The sequence below is a fragment of the Streptococcus viridans genome, from assembly GCF_900636365.1.
Lineage (GTDB): Bacteria > Bacillota > Bacilli > Lactobacillales > Streptococcaceae > Streptococcus > Streptococcus viridans_A.
This window is the reverse complement of sequence record NZ_LR134266.1, coordinates 665,584-685,120: the sequence shown is the minus strand read 5'-3', so window position 1 is coordinate 685,120 and position 19,537 is coordinate 665,584. Positions and strand designations below refer to the sequence as shown.

13 protein-coding genes are annotated in these 19,537 nt (G+C 41.4%); 2 read left to right on the top strand and 11 right to left on the bottom strand.

The window, feature by feature from the left end; all coding sequences use genetic code 11:
- Nucleotides 1-8 precede the first annotated feature (8 nt).
- From EL081_RS03690 to EL081_RS03640, 11 genes are all read right to left on the bottom strand, one after another.
- A complete protein-coding gene (locus EL081_RS03690) occupies nucleotides 9-545 on the bottom strand; it encodes a F0F1 ATP synthase subunit delta (RefSeq protein WP_126404018.1) in 537 nt (178 codons plus the stop codon).
- Complete coding sequence (gene atpF / locus EL081_RS03685) at nucleotides 545-1,039, bottom strand: F0F1 ATP synthase subunit B (protein WP_126404017.1); 495 nt, start codon at nucleotides 1,037-1,039, stop codon at nucleotides 545-547. Before atpF ends, EL081_RS03690 begins: the two co-directional genes overlap by 1 nt.
- A 15-nt stretch (nucleotides 1,040-1,054) precedes the next feature.
- The gene (atpB, locus tag EL081_RS03680) at nucleotides 1,055-1,771 is read right to left on the bottom strand and encodes a F0F1 ATP synthase subunit A (protein ID WP_126404016.1); all 717 of its coding nucleotides are present in this window, start codon (nucleotides 1,769-1,771) and stop codon (nucleotides 1,055-1,057) included.
- A gap of 32 nt (nucleotides 1,772-1,803) precedes the next feature.
- Nucleotides 1,804-2,004, bottom strand: a complete 201-nt coding sequence (locus EL081_RS03675; protein WP_006596628.1) for a F0F1 ATP synthase subunit C — start codon at nucleotides 2,002-2,004, stop codon at nucleotides 1,804-1,806.
- A gap of 268 nt (nucleotides 2,005-2,272) precedes the next feature.
- Nucleotides 2,273-8,212: a ZmpA/ZmpB/ZmpC family metallo-endopeptidase gene (locus EL081_RS03670; RefSeq protein ID WP_126404015.1), complete on the bottom strand. Its 5,940-nt coding sequence runs from the start codon at nucleotides 8,210-8,212 to the stop codon at nucleotides 2,273-2,275.
- 246 nt (nucleotides 8,213-8,458) lie between these two features.
- A complete protein-coding gene (glgA, locus tag EL081_RS03665; protein WP_126404014.1) occupies nucleotides 8,459-9,886 on the bottom strand; it encodes a glycogen synthase GlgA in 1,428 nt (475 codons plus the stop codon).
- Entirely contained in the window at nucleotides 9,886-11,022 is a 1,137-nt protein-coding gene (glgD, locus tag EL081_RS03660; protein WP_126404013.1) for a glucose-1-phosphate adenylyltransferase subunit GlgD, read from the bottom strand. The genes glgA and glgD overlap by 1 nt, the downstream gene beginning before the upstream one ends.
- Complete coding sequence (locus tag EL081_RS03655; RefSeq protein WP_006596633.1) at nucleotides 11,012-12,154, bottom strand: glucose-1-phosphate adenylyltransferase; 1,143 nt, start codon at nucleotides 12,152-12,154, stop codon at nucleotides 11,012-11,014. Before EL081_RS03655 ends, glgD begins: the two co-directional genes overlap by 11 nt.
- A gap of 117 nt (nucleotides 12,155-12,271) precedes the next feature.
- The gene (gene glgB / locus EL081_RS03650; RefSeq protein WP_126404012.1) at nucleotides 12,272-14,173 is read right to left on the bottom strand and encodes a 1,4-alpha-glucan branching protein GlgB; all 1,902 of its coding nucleotides are present in this window, start codon (nucleotides 14,171-14,173) and stop codon (nucleotides 12,272-12,274) included.
- A 387-nt stretch (nucleotides 14,174-14,560) separates the two neighbouring features.
- Nucleotides 14,561-16,294 carry a phosphoenolpyruvate--protein phosphotransferase gene (gene ptsP, locus EL081_RS03645; protein ID WP_126404011.1) on the bottom strand — a complete coding sequence of 578 codons (1,734 nt, stop codon included), beginning with the start codon at nucleotides 16,292-16,294 and terminating at the stop codon, nucleotides 14,561-14,563.
- A gap of 2 nt (nucleotides 16,295-16,296) precedes the next feature.
- Nucleotides 16,297-16,560: a phosphocarrier protein HPr gene (locus EL081_RS03640; protein ID WP_006596636.1), complete on the bottom strand. Its 264-nt coding sequence runs from the start codon at nucleotides 16,558-16,560 to the stop codon at nucleotides 16,297-16,299.
- Between the two features lie 428 nt (nucleotides 16,561-16,988).
- On the opposite strand from EL081_RS03640, the gene nrdH reads away from it, so the two are divergent.
- Entirely contained in the window at nucleotides 16,989-17,207 is a 219-nt protein-coding gene (gene nrdH, locus EL081_RS03635; protein WP_006596951.1) for a glutaredoxin-like protein NrdH, read from the top strand.
- 132 nt (nucleotides 17,208-17,339) lie between these two features.
- A complete protein-coding gene (nrdE, locus tag EL081_RS03630; RefSeq protein WP_126404010.1) occupies nucleotides 17,340-19,499 on the top strand; it encodes a class 1b ribonucleoside-diphosphate reductase subunit alpha in 2,160 nt (719 codons plus the stop codon).
- The last annotated feature ends 38 nt before the right edge of the window (nucleotides 19,500-19,537 follow it).

Here is a 19,537-nt window from a genome sequence, read left to right as displayed (position 1 = left end):
ACCACTTTCTATTTCAAATTTGCTTTTATGACTTGCAATTGACGTTTTAGACTGGTATCAAGCGTCTTGTGATTTGCTGAAACCACAAAACCACCAATCAAATCTGGATCCAATGTTTCTTTCAGAGAACGAACTTGAATACCAAATTTCTTTTCAATAATAGGGATCAACTTCTCTTTTTGAGCCTGATCGAGTCCTGCAACCGAGGAAACGGTTACTTCAAAACAGTTGCTCACCTGTTGAATTTGCTCCATACTCACTTTGACAATATCATAAAATAAGGCTTCACGATGATTGAGAATAACCACTTCAATCAAATGGTCTAGTAATGCTGAATCCGAGTTTTGGAAAAGTTGCAGACTCTTCGCCTTCTCTTCATCCTCTACACCGATATGAGCTAAAAATGCAGCAAGGCCTGTTTCCTCAAAAACAGCCTTTATTTGACTTAATTTTTCATAAACGTCATCTTGCTGATTTTTTTCAAATACCAATTGAACAAAAGGCTGGGAATATTTCTCAATTACCATTAATTGCTTTTTGTCCATTAGGCATCTCCTAATTCATTTAGGTAGCGATCGATCAGTTGGCGATGGCCTTCAGAGTCCAACTGTTGGCTTAGCAATTTCCCTGCTAAGTTAACGGTTAGATCTGCGACATCCCCCTTGATACTGTTCATCGCTTCTTCTTTATTTTGCGAAATTTCTAATTGCGCTTTTTCTTTCAAGCGAAGAGCTTCTTGGTTAGCTTCACTGAGAATATGGGCCTTATTTTTTTCGGCTGTTTCCTTAGCCGTTTCAAGAATCGTTGTAGCTTCTTGACGACTACCTGCCAACTCTGCTTCGCGTTTTGCAGCTAGTTCCTCAGCCTTTTTACGGGCTGCCTCTGCTTCGTCAATATCGTTGGTGATTTTTTCAGCACGCGCATCCAAAATACTAGTAATATTGCCCCAAGCAAATTTCTTTACTAAAAAGATTAATAAGAGGAAGGAACCAGCGATTAGTATAAAGTCACCAATAATGGTACCAATTGTTAAATCCATCTTCTACTCCTCTACTTACTCTTCCTCACCGTTTATTTTTTTACCTATGTACATGGATGACAACATGGTAAATACATAGGCCTGGATACATGAAATGAAAATCGAAAAGGCTGTCCATAACATGCTTCCGATAAAGGCTGCTGGATACCAATAAAAGGCTTGTTGAGACAAGGCTAAGAGCAAGCCTGCCAATACTTCACCGGCAAAAATATTCCCGTAGATCCGAATTGCTAAGGAAGCAAAATTGGTCACCTCTTCTAGGAGGTTCATCGGGGTCATAAAACCAGGAGTTGCAAAAGCCTTCAAATATTCCTTAAAGCCTCGACGACGAACCCCTTCTATATGTGCGATCAAGGTGATCATAAAGGAGAGAGATAAGTCGTATCCGAGGTTAGCCGTTGGGGAAGTCCACAAGTTATAACCATTTGTTGTTTGAATTTTTGCCATTAAGCCAATATTATTGGCCACCAAAATAAACATAAAAAGAGAAAACAAGAATAAAGAATAATTCTTCATATAGTGCTCTCCAATGTTTCCCTTGGTAAAACTAATGACAAAATCATAGATCATCTCAAGAGCATTTTGTTTGCCCTTGGGACGAAGGGTCATTTTGCGACTTGCCCAATAGACAAAGGCAAAGACCATCAGAACGGTTACAAGAGACATGGCAAGTAGGGTCAAATCAAAGGATACAGGTCCAATATTTAGGGTTGGATTCACACTTTCTTCCAAGGTTTGACACCTCCTTTCCTAAATAGAGAAGTCTATTTAATAACGAAGGCCATGGCCAAGGTTACGAAGAAGGTACCTTCTACAAAGGCGATCCCGAGGATCAAAAGGCTACGTAATTGACCGATAATCTCTGGTTGACGAGAAGCAGCTTTGAAAAGATTACTCATAATCAATCCTTCAGCAATGGACACGCCGAAGCAGGCAAAACAAAGACCTAAAAATGTTAAATTCATGATGAATTCTCCTTAAATTAATTTTACTCCCTTAGTTTACTCCTAAAATATATAATAGTCAAATGTTTGCCTAGAAAGAAAACGTTTTACGGCAATTCTGTCACTACTTTCAAAATTCCTCTTGCCACTAGTTTTTAAAAGATCTCAATCGTTTTTAGACGCTTTGTCTATTTTTGTATTCCACACAAATTTATACTATTTTTATCAGGGTGAGACCTATCTCTACCAAACATCAAAAACTCACCTGCTGAGCAGATGAGTTTTTCGATTAGTTGAAAATAGAGGTTTTGAAACTGTCCGTTTGTTGCAGCAATTTCTTAAAGATTTTTTCTTTCAGTGAAACAGTATTGACAAATTTGACAGCGCCGTTACTTAAGGTAGCTTGATCTTTATCCACTGCTTCAGCAAATGCACGTTTCAAGTCTTCATAGCTAGTGTAGGTTTTACCATCGATGTCAATAGCCTGAATTCCGTTTTTGGCACTGGTTACCACTTCATTGAAGTAAGCTTTCTTCCAGTCTTCAAGGGTACTGAATCTTCCATCAGAAATCTTCTGAATTACGAAGTCATCTCCTAGAGTGGCAAGTCCAGCTTGTTTGGACTCTTGTTTATACTTGTTTGAAGCATAACCTAGGAATCCTTTTTCATAGCCATAATAACCCCAGAGTCTGAAGGTATTGTGTTTGAAGGACATTGCTCCAGGAGCCCCTTCACTGGTGTTCCCACCATAGATCCCTGTCATCATCGGTACGGTCACATAGGCTGATCCAAAGTCAGATGGATTATAAACGCCATTTCCAGGACCACGGTTGGTCATAAAATTATTGATGATGAGGTCATCTACTGTGTGTAAAGCAATCGCTTTTTCCTCATCACTCAAAGGCCGAACCTTATCGAATTGATTCTTGGTGTTCGCTCCTCGGTATTGTTTATCAACCTTCTTGAACCAAGCATTGTTTAAGTCCTTACTATGTTTGTCCAATACAGCCTCCCCTTCTAGGTAATCCAGAAGCATGAGAGTGTCATTATAGCCCTTCATGTAACGATCAATTTCGTCACGTGATTTAAGGTCATTTGGATTAGTGTTATACCATTGATTTCCATCGTTTGGACGTTCATAAGCCATGTTGAGACCTAGGGCTTTGTACTCACCATTTGGATTTGATACTGACGGAGTTTGTAACATTCCTTGAGCAAATGCTTCAAGATCTGTTCCTTCACGGTGTCTTGAGCCACCTAGGTAAACCATTCGGTCATTTACGTGAGTCGTTTCGTGGGTAAAGGCAGAAACCCCAAAGTCACTGACCATATCGGTCACCATGAAGAAGACGGAATCATCTTTATATGGGTTTCCGTAAATTCGCGCCACTGCTCCCATCCGCCAATCTGTCGCATGATAACGATCGGTAGGCCCGTACAATTCACGGATTGGAGCGACATCTTTGCCATTATCTGTATGTCCATAACGATCTGTGCTAATGCCTTTATAGTTTTGGTTATCGAGAACAGGGGTCGGAACCATATTATTGCTCTTCAAGAGCTGATTGCGAACCTTATCCGTTGCTAGACGCGACCAGAAATCTAGGTAATTTTGTTGCCCTTTTGCGACCTTATCAATTTCCGCCTTGAAGGCATTTCGTTCCGCTTCCGTGTTCTTACCATATTTCTCGAAGGAACTATAAGCCATTGTATTGTAGGTTGAAATCAAGAACATATGGGCATCTTTTAAGTTCAAGAGTGGCAAGATCATTTTACCATGCACATCGTTATTTAAGCCTTCGTATGCTCGATGTTTCTTATCGGCAAACTCAGGAGTTGTTGTTTTTGGCTCCACAATATAGACATTGTCTTTGGTTGCTTTGATAAACCAATCATTCAAGTTTGTATCACTTGTAAAGAGTTCCATGTTGTATTTCAGGAAGTCATTTAGATTACCGGAAAGAGTATGTTTAGCTACTACTTCTCGGAAGGCATCGTGGGTACGAGTCCCTTTGATGTAGTCTTCTTTTGAACCAATTTCAATCAAACGGTCTAAGACATCAACATTCTTCCCATAGAAGTCTGGCTTGAACAACATGAGCTGTTTAAGATTGACATCATCAAACTTCACTCCGTAATAACGGTTAAGGTAAGAAAGACCAAGGAGAACCGCTGCTTTGTTATCATCAATCTTCTTGATAAGCGCCCGTTTGGCAGCCTCATCCGTGTTTAATTGATGGTCTTGGTTTTCAACCAGTTGTTTGACAAAGTGATTCAGATTGTCCTTGACTTCTTGGAAACTCTCCTCGAGGTAAAGGTTCTTAATGGCATTGACTTTGTTTGGTCCCGTTCTACCAAGATGAGTGTAGATTGGATCAGATTGCAATTCGACAGGACTTAATTTCCCTACGATGGCACTAATGAGATCGCTCCGATCTTTGTCCACCATATTCGGCGTGTAGACTACTTCACCGAGCTCCGCTACGCTGTACTCTTCGACTTGTTTGACTTTTGAATCTTTCGGTGAAATGCTAAAGATATCTTTTGTCTTATCCGAGTAATGGATAAGAATATGGTCAGCATCAGCCAATTCTGTCACAAAATCATTGTCCTTCATGGCCGTCACAGACAAGACTTCTTTTGTCAAGAGAGGACTTCCCGTAGCCAATTTGTTTCCTTGGTCGACAATCCACTCTTTGTTGTAGAATGGTTGCAGTTTTGCAATATTGCGGTAAGCAAGTTCGCGAGCGGCGTCGTAGCCATCAATTGCCTTGTATTGATCGTCTTTGTTAACAAGGTTATTGAGTTTATCTTCAACAGGTTTCGTGCTTTCAAATTTATCAGCAGTAATTCCCATTGCTTCAATTTTCTGCTCAGCTTCTGCAAGGGAAATGCTAGGGATTTTACGGGAGTTGTTATAGGTCTTCTTCCCTTCACTCACGTCCTCCACACTGTAATTGCGCTTGGTTCTTGAATAGGTGAAGTAATCATCTGCATCGATATCCGAGTGTCCGAAGACCATCTCACCTGTTTTTACTTTCATCATGGTGATGTTGTCTTCAATGGCACCCAAGGCCCAGTTGGTCCCCAGTAAGCCACCAGATTGGACCGCTTCTTTCAGTTCGATCGAGCCTTTAGCAACGGAGTTTCTGAGAACTCCTTCTCTACCTAACGTATTGTTATTCCCACCGTTTTGAGAAGAATAAACTAAACCTGCAGCTTTGGCTTTGTTACCAGTGATTTCAGCATCAACGTAAGCCTTTTCTACAATACCTTTCCAGTTCTCGCCAACAACACCTGCTAGATAGCCACCTTTATTGCCAGCAGCGTGCAGTTTCCCGATGAAGGCAACATTGCTTACCTTCCCACTACCATCAATTTTATTGATAATACCAGCTACATCATTGTTTCCAACAACGCTTCCTGTTACTTTAACATTTTCGACAGTCGCATTATTTTTGATGACACCTGCGATCGGTGCTACTCGATCTATCGTAGGTAGGTCGATAGCGACGTTTTCAAGCAGGAGATTCTTAACTGAACCACCTTCGATGTTTCCAAACAATGGTCGCGTAATGTTATGGATGGCAAATTTATTTCCATCCGTACTTTCTAAAATTCCCTTGAAGGCATTGGTTACATAAGATTTTCCTACTGCTGGCACATTGGCCGCATTCATATTGCTACCAAGCTTAAAGGTACCAGTCGGATTGGCTTGCATAGCTTTTACAAGTTCGTTGAAATCGTAGTAGACGTCTCCTTCATGAGCTTTAGGTTTTGCAATGTAGTGGACATAGTCCTCACTGAACTGCTTATCTGCTGCTCGTTGGATGAGATCAGGTGCTTTAGCAGTCACCTTGTATAATGCTTTTCCATCAATTGTGACTTCTTCGATTTTATCAATGGCCAGTTTTGTGACCTTATTATCATGGGTGGTAACCTTTAAGTAATAAGGTTTCACATCTGAAGGTGTTTCGGACAAGAGGCTACGATCGGTCTCAAGGCCTTGGTCATCCACGCTAATCAGACTGGTTTCCTTGATGTTTTTGACTTCAACTTTTTTAAGGTCAAGTCTTAGTGGTTCTTCTTTGAGAACCTCTTCTTCATCCCCATTTCCACGATCATAGACCATGGTCGTTGTAAGCGTATAATCCTTGTAGTAGTCTAAATCCACTAAGGCTGCTGCTAAATCAGACTCTGAAAGGGCAAAAGTTTTAACCACTTGATTGCCCTTCTTCAACACCGCCTGGATGGACTTGATGGTCACACCCTCGGGTTTGTCTAAATGATAGGAAGCCCTAGCACTGCGCTTCAATTCTTCCTTATCGACCTGGGTCAAGGTCAAGGTTGGCTTGTCTAGTTCTTTGGTTCCTTTTTGAATGATCCGATCTTGGGCTTGTTCAACTACTTCCTCCGAAACCGTTGGAGCATCCGCAGTTTTTACACCTTTAATGGTCTTATAGACCTTGGTGATTTTCTTCTTCCCATTTCTTCCTGCTTGAGAAACCGTTTCTCTTCCTTTTAGCAAGGTAGCATCTTGTTCGGTTACCGTCTTAAATGGAATTTCCTCAAAAGCAACTTCCTCTGTTTGGCCTTCAATCGCCTTAGTCCCACGACTAATTTTTTCTGTCACAGGAGCTTTTACCGTTTCAGTTGTCGTGCTGAGAGGCTCTCCAACTTTCTCGCCATTGACCGTTTTATAGACACGACGAATTTCCCGGCTCCCTGCCTCTCCTTTTTGAAGGATACTTTCTTCATCAGTATAGCGGTCCGCATCTGGTACATATTCAGTTTCATACGGAAGGAGCACCGTTTCTGTTTCTGTAACTGTTCCTTCCGTTATTTGATAAACTGGGTTCTCTGGCTGAATTGGGGCTTCGCCTACATGGCCTTCTTCCTGCGTTCCCTTGGCTTCAATGACACCAGTATAGGCGGGGTTCTCTGGCTGTATAGGAGCTTCTCCTACGTGGCCTTCTTCTTGGGTTCCCTTGGCTTCGATGACACCGGTATAGGCTGGATTCTCTGGCTGTATAGGAGCTTCGCCTACATGGCCTTCCTCTTGCGTTCCCTTGGCTTCAACGACACCGGTATAAGCTGGATTCTCTGGCTGTATAGGAGCTTCGCCTACATGGCCTTCCTCTTGCGTTCCCTTGGCTTCAATGACACCGGTATAAGCTGGGTTCTCTGGCTGTACAGGAGCTTCACCAACATGGCCTTCTTCCTGCGTTCCTTTAGCAGTTACAACTGGAGCAGGTTGAGGACTTGGTTGAACCTCCTCCTTTGTTCCAATAGCAATAATTTGTGGAACTGCTTCTTTTGTTACAGTTTTTTCAAGTACTTTGCGAACTTCCTGACCATTTACCGTACTCACTTCCGTTAAAACAGTTTGTTCCCCATTTTGCCCAGCTCTTAGAACCGTCGTTTGACCTTTGGCCAAAGTAGGATCTGGTTGTTCTACAGTTTCAAATGGAATACTTTCTGTTGATACTTCAACTTTTGGCTTTTCCACTACAGGGAAACTAGGTCCTTCTTTTGGTGTGATCTGAGATAGAGTCTCCTCTTTCGTTGTAGGTTGATAGAGATCAGAGATTGCCGGCTTTTCCTCAACTTTCACGACAGGCGCTTGCCCATCCAATTTAGGACTAGCTGAATATCGGAGATAGCCGACATAGTCATAACCTTCAATTGGAATAACACCGTTGGCTAATTCTTTACTGCTTGCAATTGAAAGAGTTTGATTGTAGCTTCGTAATTCAATATTTTGCAAGGCAGCAGCATCGATAGACAAAAGCAGACTTTGCCCCATAGAACCAATTAATAAAAGTCCCATTACTTTTTTACGATGTTTCTTGGACAGCAAAAGAACTGCAAAGGATGCAGTCGCTAAACTAAGCCCCGCAATCGCCAATTCGGTCGTCCCTGTTTGTGGCAGTATACTCTGGCTAGCTGTTTTCTTCCTATACACCAGATAAAAGGTATCTTCACTTTGATACTCTTCAGGAATAGCATGAATCACCTGGGCTTGTTCTTCGGGTGTTAACTCATTTTCCGTAACATAGCCTAAATGAACTGTCGCTTCTCGTGTCAGTTGATCTGCTTGTACTGATGGCGCTCCTAATAAGCTAGTTGCAAAGAAAAAGGCTCCAATAGCAACCGGTCCTACTCCTACGGATAATTTTCGAATCGAATACTTGGTAATCTTTTCAACAGCTTGTCTTCTTTGTTTCATCCTATAACTTCCTACATAGTAATATTAGCGAATCATAAGAAGTCTAGTTTATTTTTAGAGAGGACAGGCTCTTTTCCTAAAATAGCTTCCCGTGATTTTTTACCTTTACCTATCTTATCTTTTTTCAGTAATTTTAGCAACATATCTTACTCAGATTTTTTCCTTTTTTTGATTCCCTATATTTTAGTAGTAAACTCTTTCTTATACAAACAAAAAAACGCCTAAATTAGGCGTTTTTCATTCATCTTATAATGATTGATACAAATCAGCATAATGTTGACTAGCCGTATCCCAAGAGAAATCACGGCTCATGGCTTCTCTTTGGAGACCGTACCAAGCATTCTTATCATGAGTATAAACTGTCAAAGCTTGATCGACAGCCCAGTTTAACCAATAACCAGATAGGTTGTTAAAGCTAAAGCCAGTACCACTGCCATCGATGACATTATAGGCTTGCACTGTATCTCGCAGTCCACCTACCTCGTGAACCAATGGCAAGGTACCATAGCGCATAGCCATCATTTGAGAAAGGCCACACGGTTCAAATCGGCTTGGCATCAAGAAAACATCCGAAGCGGCGTAGATTTCTTGTGCCAACTGCACGTCAAACATGATGTTAGCTGAGAGTTTATCTGGATAAGCTTGACCAAACCAAGCAAAGGCCTGCTCGAAACCAGGATCTCCTGTTCCCAAGAGAACGATTTGGATATCCTTTTGTAGAAGGTTATGGAGTTCTTCAACCACCACATCAAAGCCTTTTTGGCGTGTTAAACGTGAAACGATTCCGAACAAGGGAACATCATCACGAACCGGAAGTCCAACACGTTCCTGAAGAGCTCGTTTGCTTGCTGCTTTTCCTGATAAATCATCTTTACTAAAATGATAAGTCAAGAGGGGATCTGTCTCAGGATTGTAGAGGTCTGTATCGATTCCGTTCACAATCCCTGTTAATTTACCAGATTCCATGCGCAAGATTTGATCAAGGCCACAACCATATTCAGCTGTCCGGATTTCATAGCTATAACTTGGTGAAACAGTGGTTACACGATCTGCGTAGAGAATCCCTGCCTTCATCCAGTTTAAGCAATCTTTCCACCGAAGAGTGCCATCCTCATAGCGCTCAAACCCAACTCCAAACAAATCCCACAACATTCCTGGGTCAAACTGACCTTGGAACTCCAGATTATGGATGGTTAAGACAGATTTGATTCCATTGTAAGCTTGAATCCAACGGTATTTCTCTTTTAGTAGGAAAGGAATCATAGCTGTATGGTAGTCATGAGCGTGGATAATATCAGGAATAAAGTCCACTCGTTCCATCATCTCAAGCGTTGCCAATTGGAAGTAGGCAAAGCGCTCCCCATCATCAAAATCTCCGTAGACATGTCCTCTAAAGAAATATTTCTGGTTATCAATAAAATAGAAGGTGACGCCATCACGATAGATGCGTTTCACACCAACATATTCACTTCTCCATCCCACTCTGGTCTCGAAGTGTAAAACATCTTCAACTTGGTCGCCAAATTTCGCCTCTACCATGTCGTAGTAAGGGAGGACGACACGAACATCATGACCTTTTTTAGCCAAGGATTTAGGGAGTGCTCCAATGACATCTCCCAAGCCCCCGGTTTTTGAAAAAGGAGCTCCTTCAGCGGCAACAAACAATAATTTCATTATCCAATATCCTCTGTAATCACAGCACCTTTTTTAATCACAAGAGGTGCTTCTTTGGTTCCACGAATGGTTACACCAGTTTCAACTACGACGCCCTTGTCAAGAATCGCATGCTCAACGACTGCTCCCTCATGGACAACGACACCTGGGAACAGGAGACTGCTACGAATTTCTGCCCCCTGGTGTAGATGAACACGACGGGAAATGATAGAATCATGCACCAAAGCTTCGACAATGCTTCCTGATGCAAATTGCGAATTCTTAATTTGCGAACCAGGAGCATAGTAAGTTGGCTCTTCATTTTTCACCTTGGTATATACTTTTTGATTTGGTGAGAAGAGAGACATGAATTTATTGGTTTCCAACATATCCAAGTTAGCACGATAGTAGGATTCAACTGAATGAATATTGGCAATATAGCCAGTGTATTCAAAAGCGAAGGCCCCGTGTTCTACTGCTAAATCACGAAGGATATAACGCAATTTTTCTGGATGTTCTTTATGGATTTCTGCTTCTAATTTTTCAATCAACCATGGTGTATCAACGATAAAGATATCCGTTGACATATTATAGAGAGCATCTGGATCTGTGCCATCAAACAACTTTTGTCCACGTACATGGTCTGTCTCATCGATTTCTAAAACCGCATTTACTTCAGAGATGTCACGATGATGCATCTTTTTGTACACCACTGTGATTGGTCTGTCAACGGTATTGTGCAAGTGGAAGACTTGGTTCAAATCAATGTTTACTAAGATATCACAGTTAAGAGCGACTGTCTGGTTCGAACCAGAGCGTTTCAAATAGGTCAATAGTTGCTCATAATATTCCTTGCCAACGTTTGAACTTTCTACTGGAGTGTTGTAGATACCGAGATAGTAGTGGCTCAAAAGAGTTGACAAGCCCCACTCACGACCAGAGCGGATATGGTCAAAGACAGAACTAATATTTTCTTGTTGAAAAATACCAAATACACTACGGATTCCCGCATTGGCTAAACTTGAAAGCGGGAAGTCAATCAAACGATATTTCCCATCAAATGGTAGACTGGCAACAGGACGATGATCTGTCAATGATGACATATCATGGAAGCCTACTGTGTTTCCTAAAATGGCTGAATACTTATCAATCTTCATCTGTTGCTACCCCCACTTTTTCGTTATATCCAACGACTTGTACTTCTTCCGTTCCATCGATGACTACACCTTCTGAAACGACCGCTCCTTCACCGATTATAGCGCGTTTAATCACGGCACCTTGTCCGATAATGGCACCACTCATGATGACAGAATCTTCAACGACTGCACCTTTACGAACTTGTGCTTCCGTAGACAAGATAGAATGTTTTACTGTTCCGTCTACCAAGCATCCATCCACCACCAAGGAATCTTCAATATGGGTATGTTCGCCAAAGAAGTTTGGTGGTGAAATCAAGTTACGAGAATAGATCTTCCAGTGACGATCACGGCTATCCAAAGCATTGTTTGGATCAATGTATTCCATATTCGCTTCCCAGAGAGATTCAATGGTCCCCACGTCTTTCCAATAGCCCTTGAATTCATAAGCATAAACGCTTTCTCCAGATTCAAGGTAAGTTGGAATAACATTTTTACCAAAGTCAGACATATCGATGTCACTCTTCTCTGCAGCTACTAGCATATTGCGAAGGCGAGACCAGTCAAAAATGTAGATACCCATGGAAGCTTTTGTTGATTTTGGCTCTGCAGGTTTTTCTTCAAATTCTACAATTCGATTGTTGGCATCCGTATTCATAATTCCGAAACGGCTAGCTTCTTTTAAAGGTACATCCAATACAGCTACTGTAAGACTTGCATTGTGATCTTTGTGAGACTGAAGCATTTCGTCATAGTCCATCTTGTAGATATGGTCTCCAGAAAGGATCAACACGTACTCTGGATTGATGCTATCGATGTAGTCGATATTTTGGAAAATCGCATGACTTGTTCCTTCAAACCAACGATTTCCTTCACTTGCAGAATAAGGTTGAAGGATAGAAACTCCAGTATTAATACCATCAAGACCCCAACTTGAACCATTTCCGATATGATTGTTTAAGGCAAGCGGTTGATACTGAGTAATCACGCCAACATTGTGGATACCTGAGTTGGCACAGTTGGATAAGGCAAAGTCAATAATACGATAACGTCCCCCAAATTGCACTGCAGGTTTGGCAATGCTTTGAGTGAGTTTTCCAAGGCGAGTTCCTTGCCCACCAGCAAGGATCAGAGCTAGCATTTCATTCTTCATTGATTACTCCTTTTTGGATTGACGAGACCTTCTTCCCACTTCTAAGGAGAGGCACTTTGGCCTCTTCTACAGAGTTAGGAATGGGATCATAGACTGCGATCAGTAGATCACCAACAACTATTTTTTTGTTTTAGACACATTGGAACGAAGTTTTCGTTTCACTTTCCATACACTAGCTCCAAGAGCCGGTAAGGTGAAGGTCAAGGTTTGTGGATAATCTTTCCATAATCCCTCTTGAGTCTTCACTTCCTGGTTGTGCTCTTTCCAGACACCTCCCCATTTCTCTAATTCTGTATTCCAAATTTCTTCATAGACCCCAGCAACAGGGACGCCGACCGTAAAGTCCTTGCGCTCTACTGGTGCCATATTAAAGATACAAAGCAGATGATTTCCTTTTTTATCCTTACGGGTAAAGGTCAAGACACTTTGATCTCGGTTGTCTGCATCAATAATCTCAATGCCATCATAGCTATCATCAATTTCCCACAACATCTTGTTGTCTTTGTAGAATTGATTGAGCTGTGAAGTAAACTCTTGCATCTTGCGGTTCATGTCATCGTCCAGATTAGACCATTCTAGCTGTTCTTCAGACTTCCATTCTAAGAATTGGCCGAACTCAGAACCCATGAAGAGCAATTTCTTACCTGGGTGACAAATCTGATAAGTCAAGAGATTGCGCAAGCCAGCGAACTGGTTGTAGCGATCTCCCCACATCTTATGCATGAGACTCTTCTTCCCGTGGACCACTTCATCGTGAGAGAATGGTAACAAGAAGTTTTCAGAGAAGGCATACATAAAGCTAAAGGTCACCAAGTTGAAATCAAATTTCCGGTAAATAGGATCTTCCTCGTAGAAGCGAAGAATATCATTCATCCATCCCATATTCCACTTGTAGTCAAATCCTAAACCACCATACTCTTCTGGACCAGTGATTTTGGTGCCAGATGAACTTTCCTCCGCTGCCATGATGACATCCGGATGTTCTGATTTAATCACAGCATTCATCCGCTTAAGGAAATGGATTCCCTCATAGTTGAGATTTCCACCATCGATATTTGGTGTCCATGGACCACTATCGTAGTCTAAGTAAAGCATATTGCTGACCGCATCGACCCGAATTCCATCCAAATGATAAAACTCGATCCAGAATTTCACACTAGAAATGAGGAAGGATTGAACCTGGTTTTTACCTAGGTCAAAGTTCATTGCTCCCCAACCATAGTTGTGAGCCCGATGATGGTCCTGATATTCAAAGGTTGGTGTCCCATCATAATAGGCCAAGGCATCATCATTGATGGTAAAGTGTCCTGGTACCCAGTCCACAATCACCCCAATGTTATTCAAGTGACAGGCCTCAACGAAATCCTGAAACTCTTCCGGTGTTCCATAGGTATGCTCTAAGGCAAAGTACCCCATCAGTTGATAGCCCCAACTTAGTCCAAGTGGGTGCGCCATCACCGGCATGAACTCCACATGGGTATAGTTCATTTTTACCAAGTAAGGTATCAAGTCTTCCTTCAACTGGGCAAATGAATAAGGACTTCCATCTTCATTGCGTTTCCATGATCCAGCATGAACTTCATAAATATTTACTGGACGCGATCTGAAACCAAGTTTTCTCCTTCTCGCCATCCATAGTCCATCTTTCCATTTCCGCTCTGGAATATCTGTAATCACCGCTCCAGTTCCTGGACGTTTTTCCATGCGAACCGCTAAAGGATCCACCTTCATTAAGCGGTGACCATTTTGTCTTGTAACATGGTACTTATAAATATCTCCCACTTGAGGTGAAGTTGTAAAAACTTCCCAAACACCAGCTTCATTTCGCACCATAGGGATTTCATTTTCTTCCCATTGGGTAAAATCACCTACTAAGTGTACCGCCTGTGCATTTGGAGCCCATACGCGGAAACTATACCCATCTACACCATCTACTTGCTCTTTATGAGCCCCTAGATAATGTTGAAGATGAAAGTTCTCTCCGGTTCCAAATGTATACAATGCTTGTTTCGTATCCATTCACTCACCTCTCTCGCTTTTATGTAAGCGCTTCCTATTAGTATTATTCTACTATAAATAGTTGAAATATTCAAGATTTTTTCTTGAATAATCCGATGAATATTTATGAAAATAATTTGAAATTTCCATTATCTACCCGAAATTTACTAAAATAGTTTCACAATTGTTCAGCTTTCAAACTATCTTTCTAACATTATACTATAAAAATCATTGTAATTAAACCTATTTCCGAAAATTTTTAGAAAATTTAGTTTTTTTGTTTTGATATAGGGATATCTACTCTATTTTTATTCAGCTACTTCCTTTATAAGACAAATAAAGTAGCAAAATAAAAAAGCTACCACCTCTTCCAAGGTGATAACTTTGTTATCAGATTCTTAAAATCAATTAATCTACGTTAACGTATTCTTTTGAAAGTTCAAGAACTTCTTCCATTGTTGAACATTCAGTAAGAGCACGGTTAGCGTATTCTTGCATCTTAGCTGTATCCAATTTCTTCATCAAGCTACGTGTACGTAGGACAGATGTAGCTGACATGGAGAACTCATCCAAGCCCATTCCGACAAGAAGTGGAACAGCTGTTTGGTCACCGGCCATTTCACCACACATACCAGCCCATTTACCTTCTGCGTGAGCTGCTTTGATTACGTTGTGAATCAAACGAAGGATCGATGGGTTATATGGTTGGTAAAGGTATGAAACTTGTTCGTTCATACGGTCAGCAGCCATTGTGTATTGAATCAAGTCATTTGTACCAATTGAGAAGAAGTCAACTTCTTTGGCAAATTGGTCTGCAAGCATAGCTGCAGCTGGAATTTCAATCATGATACCAACTTGGATATCATCCGCAACAGCAACACCTTCAGCAACCAATTTTGCTTTTTCTTCTTCGAGAATACCTTTAGCTGTACGGAATTCCGTCAACAAAGCAACCATTGGGAACATGATCCGCAATTTACCGTGAACAGATGCACGAAGCAAAGCACGCAATTGTGTACGGAACATTTGGTTACCCGTTTCAGAGATTGAGATACGCAAAGCACGGTAACCCAAGAATGGGTTCATTTCTTTAGGAAGATCGAAGTAAGGAAGTTCTTTATCCCCACCGATATCCATAGTACGAACGACAACAGGTTTACCATTCATACCTTCAAGAACTGCTTTGTATGCTTCGTATTGGTCATCTTCAGTTGGGAAGTCTTGAGAGTCCATGTACAAGAATTCAGTACGATAGAGACCAACTGCTTCTGCACCGTTCTCGTTCACACCTTCAACGTCTTTAGGTGTACCGATATTAGCAGCCAACTCGAAGTGTTTCCCATCTGCAGTAACAGTTTTCGCATCTTTAAGGAGAGCCCATTCAGCTTTTTGTTTCGCATAAGCTTCACCAGCTGCTTTGAAAGTTGCTATTTGTTCTTCACTTGGGTTGATGACTACTTCACCAGTGATTCCAGATACAGCCAAAACATCACCATCTTTTACAAGATCGGTAATGTTGTTTGTACCAAGAACAGCTGCGATTTCAAGTGTACGAGCCATGATGGCTGAGTGACTTGTACGGCCACCTATGTTTGTAACAAAAGCTTTAACAAACTGTTTGTTCAATTGAGCTGTATCTGATGGAGTCAAGTCATGCGCAACCACGATTGCTTCTTCATTGATCGTCGCTGGGTTTGGCAATTTCTTACCAAGTAAGTTTGCAAGAACACGTTTGGTCACGTCGCGAATATCTGCCGCACGTTCTTGCATGTATGGGTTATCTTCCATTCCTTCAAAGATGGTGATAAACATGTCTGTGATTTCTTTCAATCCAGCCTCAGCATTCACCTTCTTCGTGCGAATCGTTTCCTTGATCTGACCAACCATTTCAGGGTCAGAAAGAACCATCATGTGAGCATCAAATACTTGTGCCGCTTCCTCACCAAGGCTCGCTACTGCATTCTCCCGAATAAGAGAAAGCTCGTTTTGTGAAGCTTCAAGAGCTGCATCCAAACGAGCTTCTTCTGCATTTGTATCTTCAACTGAGATTGTATCAAATGACAAGTCGGGTTGAACAAGTAGATATGCCTTAGCAACGGCAACACCATCAGATGCTGCAATTCCTTTAAGCATTTCTGTCATGTTTATGCCAATCCTTCTTTTTCCATTGTTTCAGCGATTGCTGCAAGAGCGTCATCAGCGTCAGCACCTTCAGCTGAGATTACAACGTCAGCTCCTTGACCAACACCCAGGCTCATAACACCCATGATTGATTTCAAGTTAACTGATTTACCTTTGTATTCAAGAGTAATATCTGAAGCAAATTTGCTAGCAGTTTGAACCAACAAAGTTGCTGGACGTGCGTGGATACCTGTTTCTGCCACGATGTGGAAATCTTTAGAAGCCATAGTTTGACTCTCCTTTTATAATTAGTTTTGAGTTATCTGTGATAACCCTTACAATTTGCTATTATATCATCTTCTCCAATATTTTTCAAGATTTTTATCACACACTTACTGAAAATACTTACAGGAAGCACTCAATTTTTCTATTCTTTTGGACTACTTTTTAACTTTCTTCTATTAAATAAATAGAATTGGTTTCATGGACACAGTATATAGAATTTTAGGAAAAAGGACTAAATTACTTTGACTTTAAAAACCTATATTTTTCACGTTTTCCTTAATTTTCACTAATTCTTACAATACTACATATTGTGGTATCATTCGGAATAGTTAATTTATGTGCACAATATTTAGTTAAAACTCTTGACAAGAAAAAACCTTTTGTTTATACTAGATACAGATTTATGAATTTAGAGGAGTTAGATCACACTATGGTGACAATTTATTCAAAAAATAATTGCGTTCAATGTAAAATGACCAAACGTTTTTTAGATACCAATCACGTTGAATACCGTGAAATTAATCTAGATGAGCAACCTGAGTTTGTAGACCATGTGAAGAACCTTGGTTTCAACGCTGCACCAGTTATCCAAACGGCAGATGAAGTCTTTTCTGGCTTCCAACCAGCTAAGCTCAAGAAATTATCTTAAAACTATCAAACAGGATCTGATTGGTCTAGGGAATGAAATACTGTAGTTCTCGACTACAGTATTCCCCTAGCCCTTTTACTTGTACAGGGGAGCTTGCCTCCCCTTTGTTTTTGAATTAGAAAAAGGAACATTATGGGATTAAAATCACTTGAAGACGTAACCTACTTCCGTCTTAATAATGAAATCAACCGTCCAGTAAACGGTCAAATCATGCTTCATAAAGATAAAGAAGCCTTGGATGCCTTCTTCAAAGAAAACGTTGTGCCAAATACCATGGCCTTTGATTCAATAACGGATAAAATCAACTACCTTATTGAACACAACTATATCGAAACAGCCTTCATTCAGAAGTACCGTCCTGAATTTTTGGAAGAACTTTATCAATTTATTAAAGATCAAAACTTCCAATTCAAGTCCTTCATGGCTGCCTATAAATTCTATAACCAGTACGCTCTGAAAACAAATGATGGAGAATACTATCTCGAAAGCATGGAAGACCGCGTCTTCTTCAATGCTCTCTATTTTGCGGATGGAAATGAAGACATTGCAAAAGACATCGCAAACGAAATCATCCACCAACGCTACCAACCAGCTACTCCTTCATTCTTAAATGCTGGACGTGCCCGTCGTGGAGAATTGGTCTCCTGTTTCTTGATCCAAGTAACCGATGACATGAATGCGATTGGACGCTCTATCAACTCTGCCCTTCAACTTTCTCGTATCGGTGGTGGGGTTGGGATTTCCCTCAGCAACCTTCGTGAAGCTGGAGCACCGATCAAGGGCTATGAAGGAGCTGCTTCTGGGGTCGTACCTGTTATGAAACTCTTTGAAGATAGCTTCTCTTACTCGAACCAATTGGGACAACGCCAAGGGGCTGGGGCTGTTTATCTCAACGTCTTCCACCCAGATATTATCGCCTTTCTTTCTACCAAGAAAGAAAATGCCGATGAAAAGGTTCGTGTTAAGACCCTTTCACTTGGTGTCGTCGTGCCAGACAAGTTCTACGAGTTGGCTCGTAAGAATGAAGAAATGTACCTCTTCAGCCCTTACTCTGTAGAGCGTGAATACGGAGTGCCATTCAACTACATCGACATCACTGAAAAATACGATGAGTTGGTCGCTAATCCAAACATCCGCAAGACAAAAATCAAGGCGCGTGATTTGGAAACTGAAATTTCTAAATTGCAACAAGAATCTGGTTACCCTTATGTAGTCAACATCGATACTGCTAACCGGGCAAACCCAGTTGATGGGAAGATCATCATGAGTAACTTGTGTTCAGAGATCCTCCAGGTTCAAGAGCCAAGCTTGATTAACGATGCCCAAGAATTCATTAAAATGGGAACAGACGTCTCATGTAACCTTGGTTCAACCAACGTAGTCAACATGATGACTTCACCTGATTTTGGTCGTTCCATTCGTGCCATGGTTCGTGCCTTGACCTTTGTAACCGATAGTTCTCACATCGTCGCTGTTCCTACTATCGACCACGGAAATAGCCAAGCGCATACCTTTGGTCTTGGTGCTATGGGCCTTCACAGTTATCTTGCCCAACAATTGATTGAATACGGATCACCTGAGTCTGTTGAGTTTACGAGCATCTACTTCATGCTCATGAACTACTGGACCCTCGTGGAATCAAACAACATCGCGCGTGAACGGGGTATTACCTTCCATAACTTTGAAAAATCAGACTACGCAAATGGTAGCTACTTTGATAAGTACACGACTGGAGAGTTTGTTCCAAAATCTGATCGCGTCAAAGAACTCTTTAAAGATATCTTCATCCCAAGTGCAGAAGATTGGGCAGAATTGCGTGCGAAGGTTCAAGCAGATGGTCTTTACCACCAAAACCGCTTGGCTGTAGCACCAAATGGTTCTATCAGCTACATCAATGACGTATCTGCTTCTATCCACCCAATTACACAACGGATTGAAGAGCGCCAAGAGAAGAAAATCGGGAAAATCTACTATCCTGCTGCAGGATTATCAACAGATACCATTCCTTACTACACTTCTGCTTACGATATGGATATGCGCAAAGTCATTGATGTCTACGCTGCTGCAACTGAGCACGTAGACCAAGGGCTCTCACTGACTCTCTTTATGCGCAGTGACATTCCAAAAGGCCTTTACGAATGGAAAACTGAAAACAAACAAACCACTCGTGACTTGTCTATCCTTCGCAACTATGCCTTTAACAAGGGAATCAAGTCTATCTACTACGTCCGTACCTTTACAGATGATGGCGGAGAAGTTGGTGCCAACCAATGTGAAAGCTGTGTCATCTAAGACACTCTGATCCATTGTTACCAAAAGTCGGTCCGCCG